The 14,392-nt window shown below is 72.0% G+C and carries 12 protein-coding genes; 7 read left to right on the top strand and 5 right to left on the bottom strand.

Annotation, left to right across the window (positions count from 1 at the left end):
• Positions 1-5 precede the first annotated feature (5 nt).
• The 3 genes from AN216_RS23265 to AN216_RS23250 form a co-directional block, all read right to left on the bottom strand.
• Complete coding sequence (locus AN216_RS23265; protein ID WP_070198673.1) at positions 6-1,298, bottom strand: YeeE/YedE family protein; 1,293 nt, start codon at positions 1,296-1,298, stop codon at positions 6-8.
• Positions 1,299-1,624: 326 nt separating this feature from the next.
• On the bottom strand, positions 1,625-2,059 hold the full coding sequence (locus AN216_RS23260) for a class F sortase (protein WP_244502617.1): 435 nt from the start codon (positions 2,057-2,059) through the stop codon (positions 1,625-1,627).
• 720 nt (positions 2,060-2,779) lie between these two features.
• The gene (locus AN216_RS23250) at positions 2,780-3,214 is read right to left on the bottom strand and encodes a hypothetical protein (protein ID WP_070198671.1); all 435 of its coding nucleotides are present in this window, start codon (positions 3,212-3,214) and stop codon (positions 2,780-2,782) included.
• A 459-nt stretch (positions 3,215-3,673) separates the two neighbouring features.
• On the opposite strand from AN216_RS23250, the gene AN216_RS23245 reads away from it, so the two are divergent.
• The 4 genes from AN216_RS23245 to AN216_RS23230 all read left to right on the top strand — a co-directional run bounded on the left by AN216_RS23245 (position 3,674) and on the right by AN216_RS23230 (position 8,206).
• Positions 3,674-4,963, top strand: coding sequence for an aspartate kinase (locus AN216_RS23245; RefSeq protein WP_070198670.1), 1,290 nt, complete (start codon positions 3,674-3,676; stop codon positions 4,961-4,963).
• Between the two features lie 483 nt (positions 4,964-5,446).
• Complete coding sequence (locus AN216_RS23240; protein ID WP_070198699.1) at positions 5,447-6,025, top strand: SigE family RNA polymerase sigma factor; 579 nt, start codon at positions 5,447-5,449, stop codon at positions 6,023-6,025.
• Positions 6,022-7,242, top strand: a complete 1,221-nt coding sequence (locus tag AN216_RS23235; RefSeq protein ID WP_079166896.1) for a hypothetical protein — start codon at positions 6,022-6,024, stop codon at positions 7,240-7,242. The genes AN216_RS23240 and AN216_RS23235 overlap by 4 nt, the downstream gene beginning before the upstream one ends.
• Positions 7,243-7,279: 37 nt before the next feature.
• Positions 7,280-8,206 (top strand): SURF1 family protein, encoded by a 927-nt coding sequence (locus AN216_RS23230; RefSeq protein WP_070198698.1) that lies wholly within the window; start codon positions 7,280-7,282, stop codon positions 8,204-8,206.
• Positions 8,207-8,392: 186 nt separating this feature from the next.
• Here the strand turns inward: AN216_RS23230 and AN216_RS23225 are convergent, their stop codons facing one another.
• Positions 8,393-10,249, bottom strand: a complete 1,857-nt coding sequence (locus AN216_RS23225; RefSeq protein ID WP_070198669.1) for a S9 family peptidase — start codon at positions 10,247-10,249, stop codon at positions 8,393-8,395.
• Between the two features lie 627 nt (positions 10,250-10,876).
• On the opposite strand from AN216_RS23225, the gene AN216_RS23220 reads away from it, so the two are divergent.
• Both AN216_RS23220 and AN216_RS23215 read left to right on the top strand, forming a co-directional pair.
• Positions 10,877-11,533 carry a hypothetical protein gene (locus AN216_RS23220; RefSeq protein WP_070198668.1) on the top strand — a complete coding sequence of 219 codons (657 nt, stop codon included), beginning with the start codon at positions 10,877-10,879 and terminating at the stop codon, positions 11,531-11,533.
• Positions 11,534-11,916: 383 nt separating this feature from the next.
• Positions 11,917-13,119, top strand: a complete 1,203-nt coding sequence (locus AN216_RS23215) for a saccharopine dehydrogenase family protein (protein ID WP_070198667.1) — start codon at positions 11,917-11,919, stop codon at positions 13,117-13,119.
• Positions 13,120-13,164: 45 nt separating this feature from the next.
• Here AN216_RS23215 and AN216_RS23210 read toward each other — a convergent pair whose 3' ends face one another.
• Positions 13,165-13,461, bottom strand: coding sequence for a glutaredoxin domain-containing protein (locus tag AN216_RS23210; protein ID WP_070198666.1), 297 nt, complete (start codon positions 13,459-13,461; stop codon positions 13,165-13,167).
• A gap of 205 nt (positions 13,462-13,666) precedes the next feature.
• On the opposite strand from AN216_RS23210, the gene AN216_RS23205 reads away from it, so the two are divergent.
• On the top strand, positions 13,667-14,350 hold the full coding sequence (locus AN216_RS23205; RefSeq protein ID WP_070198665.1) for a Crp/Fnr family transcriptional regulator: 684 nt from the start codon (positions 13,667-13,669) through the stop codon (positions 14,348-14,350).
• Positions 14,351-14,392: the final 42 nt, after the last annotated feature.

Here is a 14,392-nt window from a genome sequence, read left to right as displayed (position 1 = left end):
CGCGTTCAGCAGACTCCGTCGCCCGGCTTGGGGTTGCCCAGGCCGAACAGCGGGCGCAGCTTGAGCCCGAGCCAGGTCCCGACCAGCGCGACCGCCCCCCAGATCCAGCCGCTGAGACTGCCCGAGGCGATACCGGCGAGGTACGCGCCGATGTTGCAGCCGCCGGCCAGCCGGGCGCCGACTCCCATCAGTACGCCGCCGAGTACCGCGGCGAGGGCCGTACGCAAGGGGACGCCGCGGCGAAGGGTCCAGCTGCCGCCGAGCGCGGCGGCGATGGCCGCACCGATCATGATGCCGATGTTGGTGAGGCTGGTCTTGTCCGCCAGCACCGGGCCAGCCAGCGACTGTGAGTTTCCGGGTTGCCGCCACCACGTCCAGCTCTCCGGGTCGCCGCCGAGCGCGCCGACGACTTCGGAGCCCCACAGGCTGAAGGCGCTCGTGACGCCCCAGGCTCCGCCGGACACCAGCAGTACGCCGGCGCCGAGCACGGCCAGCGCCAGGGAACCGACGGCGAGCGGCCAGGAGCCGCGCAGGGTCCGGGCCGCCGTCGTGCGGGCCGAGGGCACGGCTCCGAGGGGCGGGGGGTTACGACGGGCCTGGATGGCTCGAGTGGCGACGACCACCACCGTCAGTACGGCGATGGTCACCGCCCAGGAGCCGAACCAGCCCAGGTGCTCGGACATGACGACCGGTTCCCAGGCGGGGAGGTCCTTCCACAGGTCGAACTGCCAGGCGGCCAGGGTGGCGCCCACGATGAATCCGCCGAGGGTCAGGAACACCGAGGTCTGTGCCGAACCAACGGCGAAGAGGGTGCCTGAGGCGCAGGCTCCGCCGAGCTGCATCCCGATGGCGAAGAGCAGCGAGCCGAGGACGAGTCCGAGCCCGATCGTCCCGCCGGACGGCGCCGGTTGTGTGCCGAACAGCCCGGTACTGGTGCCGATCAGGAGCGCGAACAGCGTGGCCGTGGTCCCGAGGAGCAGTGCGTGGGCCCGCAGCCCGCTGCCGTTCCCGACGGCCAGGAGCTGCCGCCAGGCGGAGGTGAAGCCGAACCTGGAATGGAACAGGGCGACACCGAGTCCGAGACCGAGCAGGAGCAGTACACCCGGCTTGGTGCCGTGCGTGGCCCACACGTACGCGGTCAGGACCACGGCGAGCAGCCCGGCCACGACAAGCGGGGTCCGGCGTATCGGTGGCAACGGGGGCGCCTGGGGACGCGATGCGGAGGTGGGTGAGGGAGCGAGCAGGGCGGGAAGGGGGCGCGGCGGGGCAGCCGGTCGCGCGGGCGGCGCGGTGGTCACGGGGGTTCTCCAGAGCGGTGCGAGAGGCCGGTGGCGCTGACTGTCGACGGCGCGGGGCGCGCTGCCGGCGTGGGGCGTGCCAGCGGCGGCGACAGAGCCCGTCGTCGATGCAGCACGTCGAGTGCGCGAACAACGCGAAGCACAGCGATGCGACCGATGGAGACATGCGTAGCATTATAGGGCTCAATAAGATCTGGTTATTCTTCGTCTCGCCATGCGGGATCGCTGCTGGGACGTACGGGACCCACGTGCGTCCGGGGTCCGGTTGTCATGCCGAGGTACGGCCCTTCGGCCTCTCTGCCAGCGCTTGCCCCCGGAGCGGGCCGTCACGATCCGCCGCCGTCCCGCTGCTGGACGTCGTGGAGGGTGGCGTAGACGACGACGTTCTCCTCGTAGCGTTCGGCTTCCTGGTCGTACGCGCCACCGCAGGTGATCAGGCGCAGGGCGGCCCGCCCGTGGGTGTCGCCGTAGACCCGCTCGGTGGGGAAGTCGTCCTGGGAGTGGCTCTGGACGGTGCGCACGCGGAAGGTGGCTGTGCTGCCGTCGGCGCGCTGGATCCGTACGGGGTCGCCGCCCTCAAGCCGCTCGAGGTCGTAGAAGACGGCGGGGCCGGTGTCCGAGTCGTAGTGCCCCACGACCACGGCCGGGCCCTCCTCGCCCGGTTCCGGGCCGGCGCGCCACCAGCCGGTGTGCGCGGGGTCCTCGGGGGTGCCGAGTTCGCGTTCGGCGTTCACCTTGAGGGGGTCGACGGCCGCCTTCACGTCCAGGCTGGGCAGCCGCAGGCGTACGGGGTCGGCGGCGCGTTCCTCGGGACGCGCGGCGGGGTCGTGGGCACCGTGCTCGGACTTCGCGCCAGCCGGGGACTGTCCGCGCTGCCGGCGCTCGCCGGGCTGTCCAGCAGGCCGCCCGCCTGTCCCGNCGCCCGCCGAGAAGGACTGTAAGGACTACGACTCCCAGAAGGCGGCACAGCAGGCCTTCGACTCCGACACCTCCGACCCCAACCGCCTCGACCACGACAAGGACAAGAAGGCGTGCGAGAAGTGGCCCCCCGGAAAGGGCAACCCGGCCAACGCCGACGAGGGCGAGGGAGAGGACGGAGCCACGGCGCCCGACGGATCCGTGGACGCCGGTGGCGGCGGTACGGCACAGGATCCCGCCGACGTCGCCCTGCCGCTGGGCATCGCCGCGGGCGCGAGCCTGGCCGCCGCCGGTGGCGTACTCGTCGTACGCCGACACCGGGCCGACTCGGAGTCCTGAGATCCGGCGACGTCAGCGGCTCCGCGCCCAGCTCCCGCAGCAACCGGCCAGAGCACGCGCCACGGTCGGTGCGGTGCTGTGTGCCTGCGTGCTCGCCGTCCCCGCCTGCGCGGCAGCGGGCGGGGACGGCGAGCACGCAGGCACACAGCACCGCACCGACCGTGGCGCGTGCTCTGGCCGGTTGCTGCGGGAGCTGGGCGCGGAGCCGCTGACGTCGCCGGATCTCAGGACTCCGAGTCGGCCCGGTGTCGGCGTACGACGAGTACGCCACCGGCGGCGGCCAGGCTCGCGCCCGCGGCGATGCCCAGCGGCAGGGCGACGTCGGCGGGATCCTGTGCCGTACCGCCGCCACCGGCGTCCACGGATCCGTCGGGCGCCGTGGCTCCGTCCTCTCCCTCGCCCTCGTCGGCGTTGGCCGGGTTGCCCTTTCCGGGGGGCCACTTCTCGCACGCCTTCTTGTCCTTGTCGTGGTCGAGGCGGTTGGGGTCGGAGGTGTCGGAGTCGAAGGCCTGCTGTGCCGCCTTCTGGGAGTCGTAGTCCTTACAGTCCTTCTCGGCGGGCGCCGCCGGCGCGCCCGGTGCGGCGACGGCTGCGCCCGCCATGGTCAATGGTGCGACCGCGGCGATCGCCCCGGTCGCGACAGCGATACGGAAACGCATGGGAACCTCCCGGATCTCGGGTTTTCACTCCAATGCCACCGTTCGCTCGTACGAGTCGGTGAGCCATCCGGGTAGAGCCGTTCGGGTGAATGTCCGCGGCTGACCTGCGTTGCCGTGCTCGGCCACCGGGCGGTGGGTGCGAGGTCGTACGGCCCCCGCGCGGTGGCGCGACCGACCGTTCCGGAGGCGGGCGCGGCGGAAGTGTGCCGCCGCGTGCGGCGTGTGAGCTGCCGCACGTTCTCGTGTGCCGCGCCCGGGTGCGGGGCAGACGTGCCGCTGGGTGGGTGCGAAGGGGCGCCTGTCACCGCACTGTGCGCGGGGAAGGCGCCGTAACCACGGCACAAGCCGTCTCACAGGGCGAGCGAGCGGCCGGTGAAGCCCGCGCCGCTCGTTAAACTGGGCCGAACGCGGGGCCCCGGCCAAAAGGGCCCCGGTGAGAGTTACGAGGAGCGAGCACACGTGGGCCTTGTCGTGCAGAAGTACGGCGGCTCCTCCGTTGCCGATGCCGAGGGCATCAAGCGCGTTGCCAAGCGGATCGTCGAAGCCAAGAAGAGCGGCCAGCAGGTGGTCGTGGTGGTTTCGGCGATGGGTGACACGACGGACGAGCTGATCGATCTCGCTGGGGAGGTTTCCCCCGTCAACGACGGTCGCGAGTTCGACATGCTGCTGACCGCCGGAGAGCGCATCTCCATGGCCTTGCTGGCGATGGCGATCAAATCCCTCGGGCACGAGGCACAGTCGTTCACCGGCAGTCAGGCCGGTCTGATCACCGACTCCGCGCACAACAAGGCGCGGATTCTGGACGTGACCCCGGGCCGTATCCAGGACTCGGTGGACGAGGGGAACATCGCGATCGTCGCCGGGTTCCAGGGCGTGTCGCAGGAGAGCAAGGACATCACCACGCTGGGTCGTGGCGGCTCGGACACCACGGCGGTGGCGTTGGCCGCCGCTCTGGAGGCCGATGTCTGTGAGATCTACACCGACGTGGACGGTGTCTTCACCGCGGATCCGCGGGTGGTGAAGAAGGCCCGTAAGATCGACTGGATCTCGTTCGAGGACATGCTGGAACTGGCCAGCTCCGGTTCCAAGGTGCTGCTGCACCGCTGTGTGGAGTACGCCCGCCGGTACAACATGCCGATTCACGTACGGTCGTCCTTCTCCGGCAAGCCGGGCACCTGGGTGGGGAACGAACCGCAGGGCGGTCAGAGCGGACAGGGAGAAACGTCGATGGAACAGGCACTCATCTCCGGTGTCGCGCATGACGCCTCGGAAGCCAAGGTCACGGTCGTGGGAGTGCCCGACAAGCCGGGCGAGGCCGCGATGATCTTCCGGGTGATCGCGGACGCCGAGATCAACATCGACATGGTCGTGCAGAACGTCTCCGCCGCGACCACCGGGCTGACGGACATCACCTTCACCCTGCCCAAGACCGAGGGACGCAAGGCGATCGCCGCGCTGGAGAAGGCGCGTGCGGAGATCGGCTTCGACTCGCTGCGCTACGACGACCAGGTCGCGAAGATCTCGCTGGTCGGCGCGGGGATGAAGACCAACCCAGGGGTCACCGCGACGTACTTCGAGGCGCTGTCCAACGCGGGCGTGAACATCGAGCTGATCTCCACCTCGGAGATCCGGATCTCGGTGGTGACGCGCGAGGACGACGTGGACGCGGCCGTGCGCGCCGTGCACACCGCCTTCGGACTGGACAGTGACAGTGACGAGGCGGTGGTCTACGGCGGCACCGGCCGTTAGGCCGTAGGTCCGCCGTGCCGTAGCGCGCCGGACGCCCGACGCCGGACGCCCGACCCCCGGGCGGTCGGCACGGCGCGTGCTTCCGCTCCCCCCGCTCTTCCCTTTCCTGCTCCTCCCACTCCCGGTACGGAGACCAGTTCGCCCCGGAGTCAGCAAGTCCCTTGCCTCGGGAGCCGGTTGGCTCTCGGGCACTGGATGTCGCTGCGTATGCTGGGCGAGAATCCGCTCTTCCTGCTTGCAACCGGTGTCCGGCGGGAGGGCGTCTTTGGTAGCGCTGAGTCCGTTCGGGGTACGAAGCTGCCCCGAAATTCAGGACATTTCGGGAGGAGAGGTACGCATGGCGGCATTCGACATCTGGTCGAGGCGGGCCGTTGACGCGTACAACCCTGTGCGGGTGCCGTGTGTCCAACAAGCGTGGCAGAGGTACTCGAGATCGCGACGGTTCCCGGGCACGCCCTACGCTTCGGCAGCGGGGGCCTGCCCGTGATCGCGCCATGGTCCACGGCCGGCACCGGCCAGGCGGGCTCCGTGGCAGCTCCACGGGAGAGCGCCGACGGAGAGGCTCAGGCGGGGACGACCGTCGACCACCTCACGGAGACCTACCAGGCGCACTACCGCTCGCTGCTCGGACTCGCGGCGCTGCTCCTGGACGACACCGCGTCCTGCGAGGACGTCGTCCAGGAGGCGTTCATCCGGGTGCACTCCGCGCGGAAGCGGGTGCGCGACCCGCAGAAGACCCTCGCCTACCTGCGGCAGACCGTCGTCAACCTCTCCCGGTCCACGCTGCGCCGGCGCATTCTCGGCATGAAGCTGCTCTCCAAGCCGATGCCGGACATGGCGAGCGCGGAGGAGGGCGCCTACGACCGCATCGAGCGGGACGAGTTGAAGAAGGCACTGCGTGGACTGCAGCGCCGGCAGCGGGAGGTGCTGGTGCTACGCTACTTCGCCGACATGACGGAATCACAGGTCGCCGAGGTGCTGGGGCTCTCGCTCGGTTCCGTGAAGGCATACGGCTCGCGTGGCATCGCCGCCCTGAGAGTGGCCATGGAGGACCCGTCATGAGCGCCCGTGGTGACGACACACCGGACCGGGGTCCGGACGCCGAGCAGGAGGCGGGACCGAGCAGCGCCTCGGCCCGCGAACAGGACCGCGAACAGACCCGTGCGGGGGGAAAGCTGAGCGGGGGAACGGGTGGTGGGGCCGAGGTCGGCCCAGATGGTCCGGACGCGGACGGCCAGCGTCCCGACGCCGACCCCGATCCGGGCACCGGACCCGACGAGGAGTCGCTGCGCCAGCTGATGCGGCAGAGCGTGCTGGGCCTGGAGCCGTCTCCGGCGGCCCTGGACGAGCTACGGCGTGCCGTACCGCGGCGGCGTGCCCGTAAGCGGCAGGTACTGATCGGCGCCGTGGCGACCGTCGTCGTCGGGGCCGCCGCCGTGCCGGCGCTGTCCCAGGGGGACTTGGTGCCCGGCGGCGGCAGCGGCTCCGTGCGGGCGGGGGACGAGCGACACGAGCAGTCGCCGACGGTGGAGACGGGCGAGGACGGCGGTACGGAGGGCGGCTCCCCGGGTGAGGAGCGCAGTTCCGGCAAGGACGGGCGGGACCCGGACCACGACGACCCGAGCGCGCCCTCGGATGACGAGACGCCGCGGCCGGACGTGGACAGCACCGTGACCGCGGCGGCCACGTGCGGCAGCGAACAGCTGGGCGGCGGCTCGACCGTGGTCGGCGCACCGGACGAGCTGGGGCGGGTCCAGGGGTCGTTCCGGGTGGTGAACGTCTCCGGTACGAGCTGCCAGGTCGAGGGCGACGGCGTCATAGGGGCCAGCCCACAGGGCACCAGCCGTGCCGGCGGGGTCCAGGTCATGCGGCATACTCCGGGCGACCCTTCCGGGCTGCCGCCGGCGGAGGGTCCGGCGGAGCTGGTGCTGGAGCCGGGTTCGGCGTACGTCGTCAAGTTCTCCTGGGTGCCGGACAGCACCGGAGCCAGCGGCGGCTGCGCCGACACGCCCCCGCCGAACGCCTCGGGTGGCGCCACCGGGGACGGCCCCGAGCTTGGCGGTGTCCAGGGTGGCGCGGGCACGCCGAATCCGAGCACCTCCGGCGACGCCGGAGACACCCCTCCTGATGAGGGCGGGGAGGGCGACTCGGGCGGTGGTTCCGGGAGCGTCACGCTGAGCCATGTGCCGGAGCAGTCGGAGGCGGCGGTGGCGGACACGGTGCTGCCGAACGCCTGTGCCGGCACGGTGTACCGCACCGGCGTGCTCGCGGGGGGCTGACGCCACCGGTGCGGCCGGCGCCCCGTACGGTTGGGGTGTGTACCGGTTCCTCCTGACCCCGCGCTGGTGGGGAATCAACCTCTTCGCCGTGCTCGCGATCCCGGTCTGCCTCTTCATGGGCAGCTGGCAGCTGTCGCGTTTCGAGGACCGGGTCGACAGCCACAAGGAGCAGGAACAGAGCGCGGAGCGCGCGTCCGAGGCGACGGCCGAGCCGCTGGAGCGCCTGCTGCCGGTCACGAAGCAGAGCAGCGGCCGGGCGGCCCGTGCCACCGGTACGTACGACATCGGCGAGTCCCTGCTCGTACCGGAGCGGCGCCTGGACGGGAAGCGCGGCTTCTACGTCCTGAACCTGCTGCGTACGGACCAGGGCAAGGCACTGCCCGTGGTGCGCGGATGGCTGCCCGGCAGCGCGGACCCCGCGCGGGTGCCCGAGCCGCCGAGCGGCGAGGTGACCGTCACCGGCGCCCTGCAACCGTCCGAGACCCGCAGCGAGGCCAGCGGCGGTCCGGCGGTACCGAAGGGGCAGCTCAGCGTCATCAGCGCGGCGGCGCTGGTGAACGTGGTGCCGTACGACGTGTACGACGGCTGGATCACCCAGCAGCGCAGCCAGCGGCCCATGAAGCCGGTGCCGCCGGTGGCGCCCGCCAACACCGGGCTGGACGCGGACGCCTTCCAGAACCTCGGTTACACCGCCGAGTGGTTCGTCTTCGCGGGCTTCGTGGTCTTCATGTGGTTCCGGCTGTTCCGGCGGGAGGCGGAGCTGGCGAAGGACGTCGAGTTGGGGCTGTTGCCGGAGGACCCGGGTGGGCCGGAAGGTCAGGGCCAGGCAGGGGAGCGGCCGGGCACGCCGGTGGAGCCGGGCGCGTCCGGTTCGTCGGACGAGCCCGACCCGTCTGATCGGCCCGCGGAGCAGGCCGAGCCGGCCGAGCCCGCGGAGCAGGCCGAGCCGGCGTACCGCTCTTGATCGCTGAGCCGCGTCGTTCGGACCGGTCGCGGGGATCGCTCTGGCGGCGGCGCTTGTCCGGCACTGACGTCTGCCGCGTTGTCGTCTCATCACGCGGTGCCGCCGCGCTCTCCTCCCTCGGCCTTCGGCCTGGGCAGACCCCCACACCAGACCCCGTTCCCTGATCCACTAGGGACACGACATGGTCTAGCGGCCCAGGTGACGGGACGCGAACTCGATCTCCAAGCGGAGTTGTTTGATCCGTTCCTCCACGACGAGTGAGCCGTGCCCGGCGTCGTAGCGGTAGACCTCGTGCGGGTGACCGCGCTCGGAGAGCCGCTCCACGTAGTTCTCCACCTGTCGGATGGGGCAGCGGGGGTCGTTGACGCCCGCCGAGATGTAGACCGGTGCCCGCACCCGGTCGACGTACGACAGCGGGGAGGAGGCGGTGTACCGCTCCGGCACCTCCTCAGGAGTGCCACCCAGCAGCGTACGGTCCAGGGACTTCAGCGCCTCCATCTCGTCGTGGTACGCCGTGACGTAGTCCGCCACGGGCACGCCGGCCAGTCCCACGGTCCAGGACTCCGGCTGGGTGCCCAGCCCGAGGAGGGTGAGGTAGCCGCCCCAGGAAGCGCCGGTCAGCACCAGCCGCTCCGGGTCCGCCAGCCCGGAGGCCACCGCCCACTCCCGGACCGCCGCGACGTCCTCCAGCTCGATCAGGCCGATCCGGTGCTTCAGGGCGTCCGTCCAGGCCCGGCCGTAGCCGGTCGAGCCGCGGTAGTTGACCCGTACGACCGCGTAGCCGTGGTCCACCCAGGCCGCCGGCTGAGCGGCGAACGCGTCGTGGTCGTGTGCCGTCGGGCCGCCGTGCACCTCGAAGACGGTGGGGAACGGCCCGTCCCCGGCGGGCTTCTGCACCAGGGCGTGGATGGTGCCGCCCGGCCCCGGCACCCATGCGTCCTCCACCGGTACGGACTCCGGCGCCCGCAGTCCCGGTGCCTCCAGTACCACCGAGCCGGCGGTGGAGCGGACCCGGGGCGGAAGCGCCGCCGAGGACCAGAGGTACTCCACCGTGCCGTCCGGCCGGGCGGTGGCGCCCGCGACGGTGCCGTCCGGGGTGGGCACCCGGCTCAGCTCCGCGGTGCCGAGGTCGTACCGCCACATCTCGCTGCGCGCCTGGTGGCTGTGGACGACCAGCAGCGCGCTGCCGTCCGGATACCACTCGGCGCTGACGTCGCCCGGCAGGTCGATCGCCAGCTCGGTGCTCTCCCCGCTCAGCGGGTCCCAGATCATCGGCTCCCAGCGACCGCGCCGCTGGTGCCCGACCAGCATCCGGGAGTCTCCGTCGACCGGGGCGAAGCCCAGCACGGACAGGCCGAGTTCGCGGGTGCCGCCCTCCGAGTCGTCCAGTTCGGCGACGGGCGTGCCGTCCGGACGCAACACCCGTAGCGAGGAGTGCATCGCGTCGCCGTGCTCGGTGTGCTCCACCACCAGCAGCGTCCCGTCGTGTGACAGGTCGCCGACTCCGGCGGACTCCGGGTGCCGGTAGATCTCCACGGGCGCGCTCCCGGAGCGTACGAGATGCAGGGTGGAGCCGTCCTCGTCGGTGGAGCGCCCGATCACCGCCGTGCCGTCCCGGCCGAGTGCCAGGCCGGCCGGATACGAGGGCGCGAGGTCGGGGGCGACCGGCTCGTCCGGGCCACCCGCGAAGGGCTGCCGCAACCAGACCCCGAACTCGTCGCCGTCGGTGTCGGAGAACCACCAGATCCACTCGCCGTCCGGGCTGAGCGTCCCGTCCGTGGTGCCGTTCGGGCGGTCGGTGACCTGTCGCCGTCCGCCGCTGGCGCGGTCCCAGGCGTACAGCTCGAAGGTGCCGGTCGTGTTGGAGATGAACAGCGAACGGTCCGGCGCGTCCTCCGCCCACTCCGGCAGGCTCACGCGCGGCGCGCGGAAGCGCCTCTCCCAGTCCGGCATGCTCGCGTCCACGCCGTGTGCGGTGTCGCCCTCGCTGTTGCCGGCGCCGTCGCCGGTCCCCGTGGTGTTCTTCGTCGTCATACGGACCATTCTCCGCCGTACGGTGCCGGCTTCGGGAGGGGGCGACCGTACGGGCCGGGTACGGGCGGCGGACGGGCACGGTACGGGCACGAGCGCGGAACGGAGAGGAAACGGGTCCGGCGACGAATACGCCCGTACAGGTGCTAACCGGGCCGGAACGGGTGAGTACCCGGAACCCTTCCGCCTCGTGCGCGGTTGTGCAGGGAGCGCCGGCAGCGCGGCACTTCAGGTTCGGCCTCGTTGCACGCGGGACCGTCCGGGCCACCGACCCCCTCTGTGGCCCGGGCGCTCGCCCCTCGCTGGCAGCGGTCCCTCGTGGGCCGTGGTGCGGGGGACGGCAGCGCGTGTGGGTGTCGGTTCCACCCTCCTTCGACCGGCATCCGCACCTCCGGAAGCAGCCCCCGGCACGCTGGATTCGCCGTGCCGGGGGCTGCGTGCGTACGGGCGGCATCGGGCACGGGCGCCGCGCGGGATCCTGCAACAAACCCCCGGCTCGGGTGTTGCAATGCCACAGCGGTGTACCGGGGTGATGGGCAGCTGATCACATCCCTGGCCTCGGCCGATCGTCGGCTCGCATGCTGAGGGGGTCCGGGCAGTTCGAACTGCCCTACGCCCAGGGTCCCCGAGGAGCGCACGATGCCCAGAGTCCGTCCAGCCACCGCCGTCTGCCTCGCCGCTCTCGCCGTGTCGGCGGTCGGGTGTAAGGACGACGGAGCCGCGCCGAAGGACAAGGGTTCCCACAAGCCCAGCGAGGGGTCGACCTCGTCGCCGGACTCCTCCGGGAAGCCGGAGGGCTCGGGGAAGCCGGACTCCTCCGCGAAGCCCGGTGGCCAGGACGTGGACGCGGACCTGGGCCGTACGCTCAAGCTGGGCGAGTCGACCACGGTCGACTACAAGCGTGCGGGGAACCGCACCGGTACCCTCCGACTCACCGCGCGGAGCGTGCAGAAGGGCTCGCAGCAGGACCTGGGCGAGGCGGAGTTGGAGACCGAGCAGCGGAGCATGCAGCCGTACTACGTCACCGTCCGCTACGAGAACGTCGGTGACACCACGATCTCCGCCTACGACACCCCCACCGGCCTGCGGGACAGCCGTGGGGAGGAGGCCGATCCGGTCGTCACGGTCGCCGGTGAGGTGTCCGAGTGCCCGAAGGTCGAGGAGTACGAACTGGTGGCCGGCGCGACACACACCAACTGCAAGGTGTTCCTGCTGCCGAAGGGCGAGAGTCCCTCGGTGGTGAAGTACACCGGCGACTTCGACAAGGAGCCGGTGTACTGGAAGGCGCGGAAGTGACACGGGCGTGAGGGACGCGCCCGGCGCGGGGTGACGCCGTGTCGGGCCGGCGAGGACGGGGCCGGGCACGTGACCGGCCCAGCGCGGGTGGAGCATTCCGGAGTGGCCGTACGGGGGTCGGCCGTGCCGGGGAGCGCCCGCGGGTGCGGCTGTCCACATCGCTGGGCAGCCGCACCGTGCTGTGCTGCCCGTGACGCCCGTGACGCGCATGACAAACGCGACGCGTGCGACGCACGGGAATGCTGCGGTGGCGGCGAGTGCTGGGGTGGCAGGGTGGCCGGGACGGAGCCCCTCACGTCCGTGCTGTCCGCGGTACGAGCCGCGAGCCCGCAAGCCGCGTGTCCCGCGTTCCGAAGCGCGGCTCAAGGAGTTAAGGAGAAGGCATGACCCCCGCGCCCGCCCCTCGAGCCCACGACCTCGTCCTGTTCGGCGCCACCGGTTTCACCGGCCGGCTGACCGCGCGTTACCTCGCCGAACACGTGCCGCCCGGCTGCCGCTGGGCGCTGGCCGGTCGGGACCGGCAGAAGCTGATGGCCGTACGCGCCGAACTCGCCGCGCTCCGACCGGAGTGCGCCGGACTGCCGCTGCTCGACGCCGACGTGGCGGACCCCTCCGCGCTCTTCCGGATGGCCGCTGACAGCCGGGTGGTGATCAGCACGGTGGGCCCGTACATGCGTTACGGCGAGCCGCTGGTGGCCGCCTGCGCGGAGGCCGGTACGGACTATCTCGACCTGAGCGGAGAGCCGGAGTTCGTCGACCGCATGTATCTCGCCTACCACGCGCCGGCCCAGCGCACCGGTGCCCGGCTGGTGCACGCCAGCGGCTTCGACTCGGTGCCGTACGACCTGGGGGTCCGCTACACCATCCAACAGCTCCCGGCCGGGGTGCCGTTGTGGGTGGACGGGTACGTCACCGTCGACGCGGCCCCCTCCGGCGGCACGCTCGCCTCCACCCTGGACGCGCTGTCTCGAGGGCCCCAGATGCTGGAGGCCGCGCGGGAGCGGCGCCGCGTGGAGGAGCGTCCCACCGACCGCTGCGTCTCGCTGCCCGTCAGCGGCTTGCGCAGGGTGCCGCTGCTGAACGGCTGGGCGGTGCCACTGCCGACGATCGACCCGCAGATCATCGGCCGCTCGGCCGCCGCGTTGGAGCGGTACGGTCCCGAGTTCCGCTACCGGCACGCGGCCCTCGTACGCCATCTGCCGGTCGCGGTCGGCGGCGTGGCGGGCGCGGCCGGCGCGCTGGGGCTCGCCCAACTCCCACCCGCACGGCGTTGGATGACCAGTCGTCTGACCGCGGGCGAGGGGCCGAGTGAAGAGCGCCGGGCGCGGAGCAGCTTCTCGCTGCGCTTCCTGGCGCGGGGCGGCGGCGAGCGGGTGGCGACCGAGGTGGCCGGCGGCGACCCGGGTTACGACGAGACCGCGAAGATGCTCGCCGAGTCCGCGCTGTGCCTGGCGTACGACGAGAAGCTGCCGGAGACCTCGGGCCAGGTCACTCCGGCAGCAGCCATGGGCGAGGCCCTGACCGACCGACTGGTGCGCGCCGGCCTCCAGTTCCGGTTGACCCACCGGGGCGCGCCGGTGGGGTGAGACCGCGCGGGCGGTGCCGCGGACGGAGGGCTGGCGCCCGGACGGTCAGCTCTCCTTCTCCAGGGCGTGCGGCGCGTACGTCCGGATGGCGTCCAGCAGTTGGCGTTTCGACGGGTTGACCAGGGCGTGCCCCGCCACGCTCACGGTCGGCACGGTCTCGTTGCCGTCTGCCACCGAACGTACGAACGCCGCCGCCGTGCTGTCTCGCCAGATGTTCACCCTGCGGAACCGCAGGTCGGTGAAGCGCAGTTGGGCGCGTAGCTTCATGCAGAACAGACATCCGGGCCGCCAGTACAGGACAACGTCCTCGGCTCCCTCGGCTCCCTCGGCTCCCTCGGTCATGCGCTTCCTCTCTGGTCGCGTGCCACCGTGCCCCGCCCGGTTGCCCTCCGCCCGCCGGGCCGTCCCGGTCGCGTACGGCCAACCGCGCGCCGCCGGCGACTGGTTTCGGCCATTATCCCCCCGTATTCAGCGGGAGCGCCGCCAACGGCGTACAAGAAGAGGAGCGTGCTGCCCGCCGACGAGGAGTGTGCCGGGAGGGCGACGAGTGCTGTCCGATGATGTATGGGCCGAACTGCGGGGTCAAGGCAGGTCACGGAGCTTCCCCGAGCGAAGCGTGCTGCTTCGCCAGGGCGCCCCCGGCACCCATCTCCTCGCCCTGACCACAGGCCTCGCGAAGGTGGTGTTCCGGGAGCCCACGGGCGCGGTGACCTGGCTGGCCTTCCGCGGGCCGGGGGACCTCCTCGGGGAGGTCTCGGTGTTCAACGGCACCGAGCGTACGGCCGAGGTGGTCGCCCTCACGCCGTGTACGGCGGTGGTGCTGGAGGCCGAGCGGTTCGTCCGGTTCGTCCAGGAGCGCGGACTCGTCGTCGACCTGATGCGGCAGGCGTTGGACCGGCTGCGGGAGTCGGACGCGCACCGTACGGAACTGCGGACCCTGCCGCTGGTCGCCCGACTGGCGCGGACACTGCTGCGGCTGGCCGAACTCACCGCCACGGAGGCGGCGTCGACAGATCGGGACTCGTCGGGCGACCGAGGCTCGTCGCGGGGACCAGTGCGGCTCACCGGGCTGAACCAGGAGGAGATCGCCCAGGCGATCGGCGTGACCCGGAACGCGGCCATCACCGGTCTGCGGCGGCTGCGGGCGGACGGCGCGCTGGAGACGGCCCGGCGGATGATCGTGATCCGGGACATGGACGCGCTGCGGTACTGGGCCTCCGTCGAGGGGTGAGCACCGTTGGCCCGCCCGGTGCCGTGACCCGGCGGTGCTCCG

Source organism: Streptomyces oceani (assembly GCF_001751245.1).
GTDB classification, from domain to species: domain Bacteria; phylum Actinomycetota; class Actinomycetes; order Streptomycetales; family Streptomycetaceae; genus Streptomyces; species Streptomyces oceani.
This window is presented reverse-complemented; position numbering and strand designations above follow the sequence as displayed.

Coding starts and splice junctions, on each gene's coding strand:
- AN216_RS23215 (WP_070198667.1), top strand. CDS start 11,917: ATGACCCCCGCGCCCGCCCCTCGAGCCCACGACCTCGTCCTGTTCGGC.
- AN216_RS23210 (WP_070198666.1), bottom strand. CDS start 13,461: ATGACCGAGGGAGCCGAGGGAGCCGAGGGAGCCGAGGACGTTGTCCTG.
- AN216_RS23235 (WP_079166896.1), top strand. CDS start 6,022: ATGAGCGCCCGTGGTGACGACACACCGGACCGGGGTCCGGACGCCGAG.
- AN216_RS23220 (WP_070198668.1), top strand. CDS start 10,877: ATGCCCAGAGTCCGTCCAGCCACCGCCGTCTGCCTCGCCGCTCTCGCC.
- AN216_RS23250 (WP_070198671.1), bottom strand. CDS start 3,214: ATGCGTTTCCGTATCGCTGTCGCGACCGGGGCGATCGCCGCGGTCGCA.
- AN216_RS23225 (WP_070198669.1), bottom strand. CDS start 10,249: ATGGTCCGTATGACGACGAAGAACACCACGGGGACCGGCGACGGCGCC.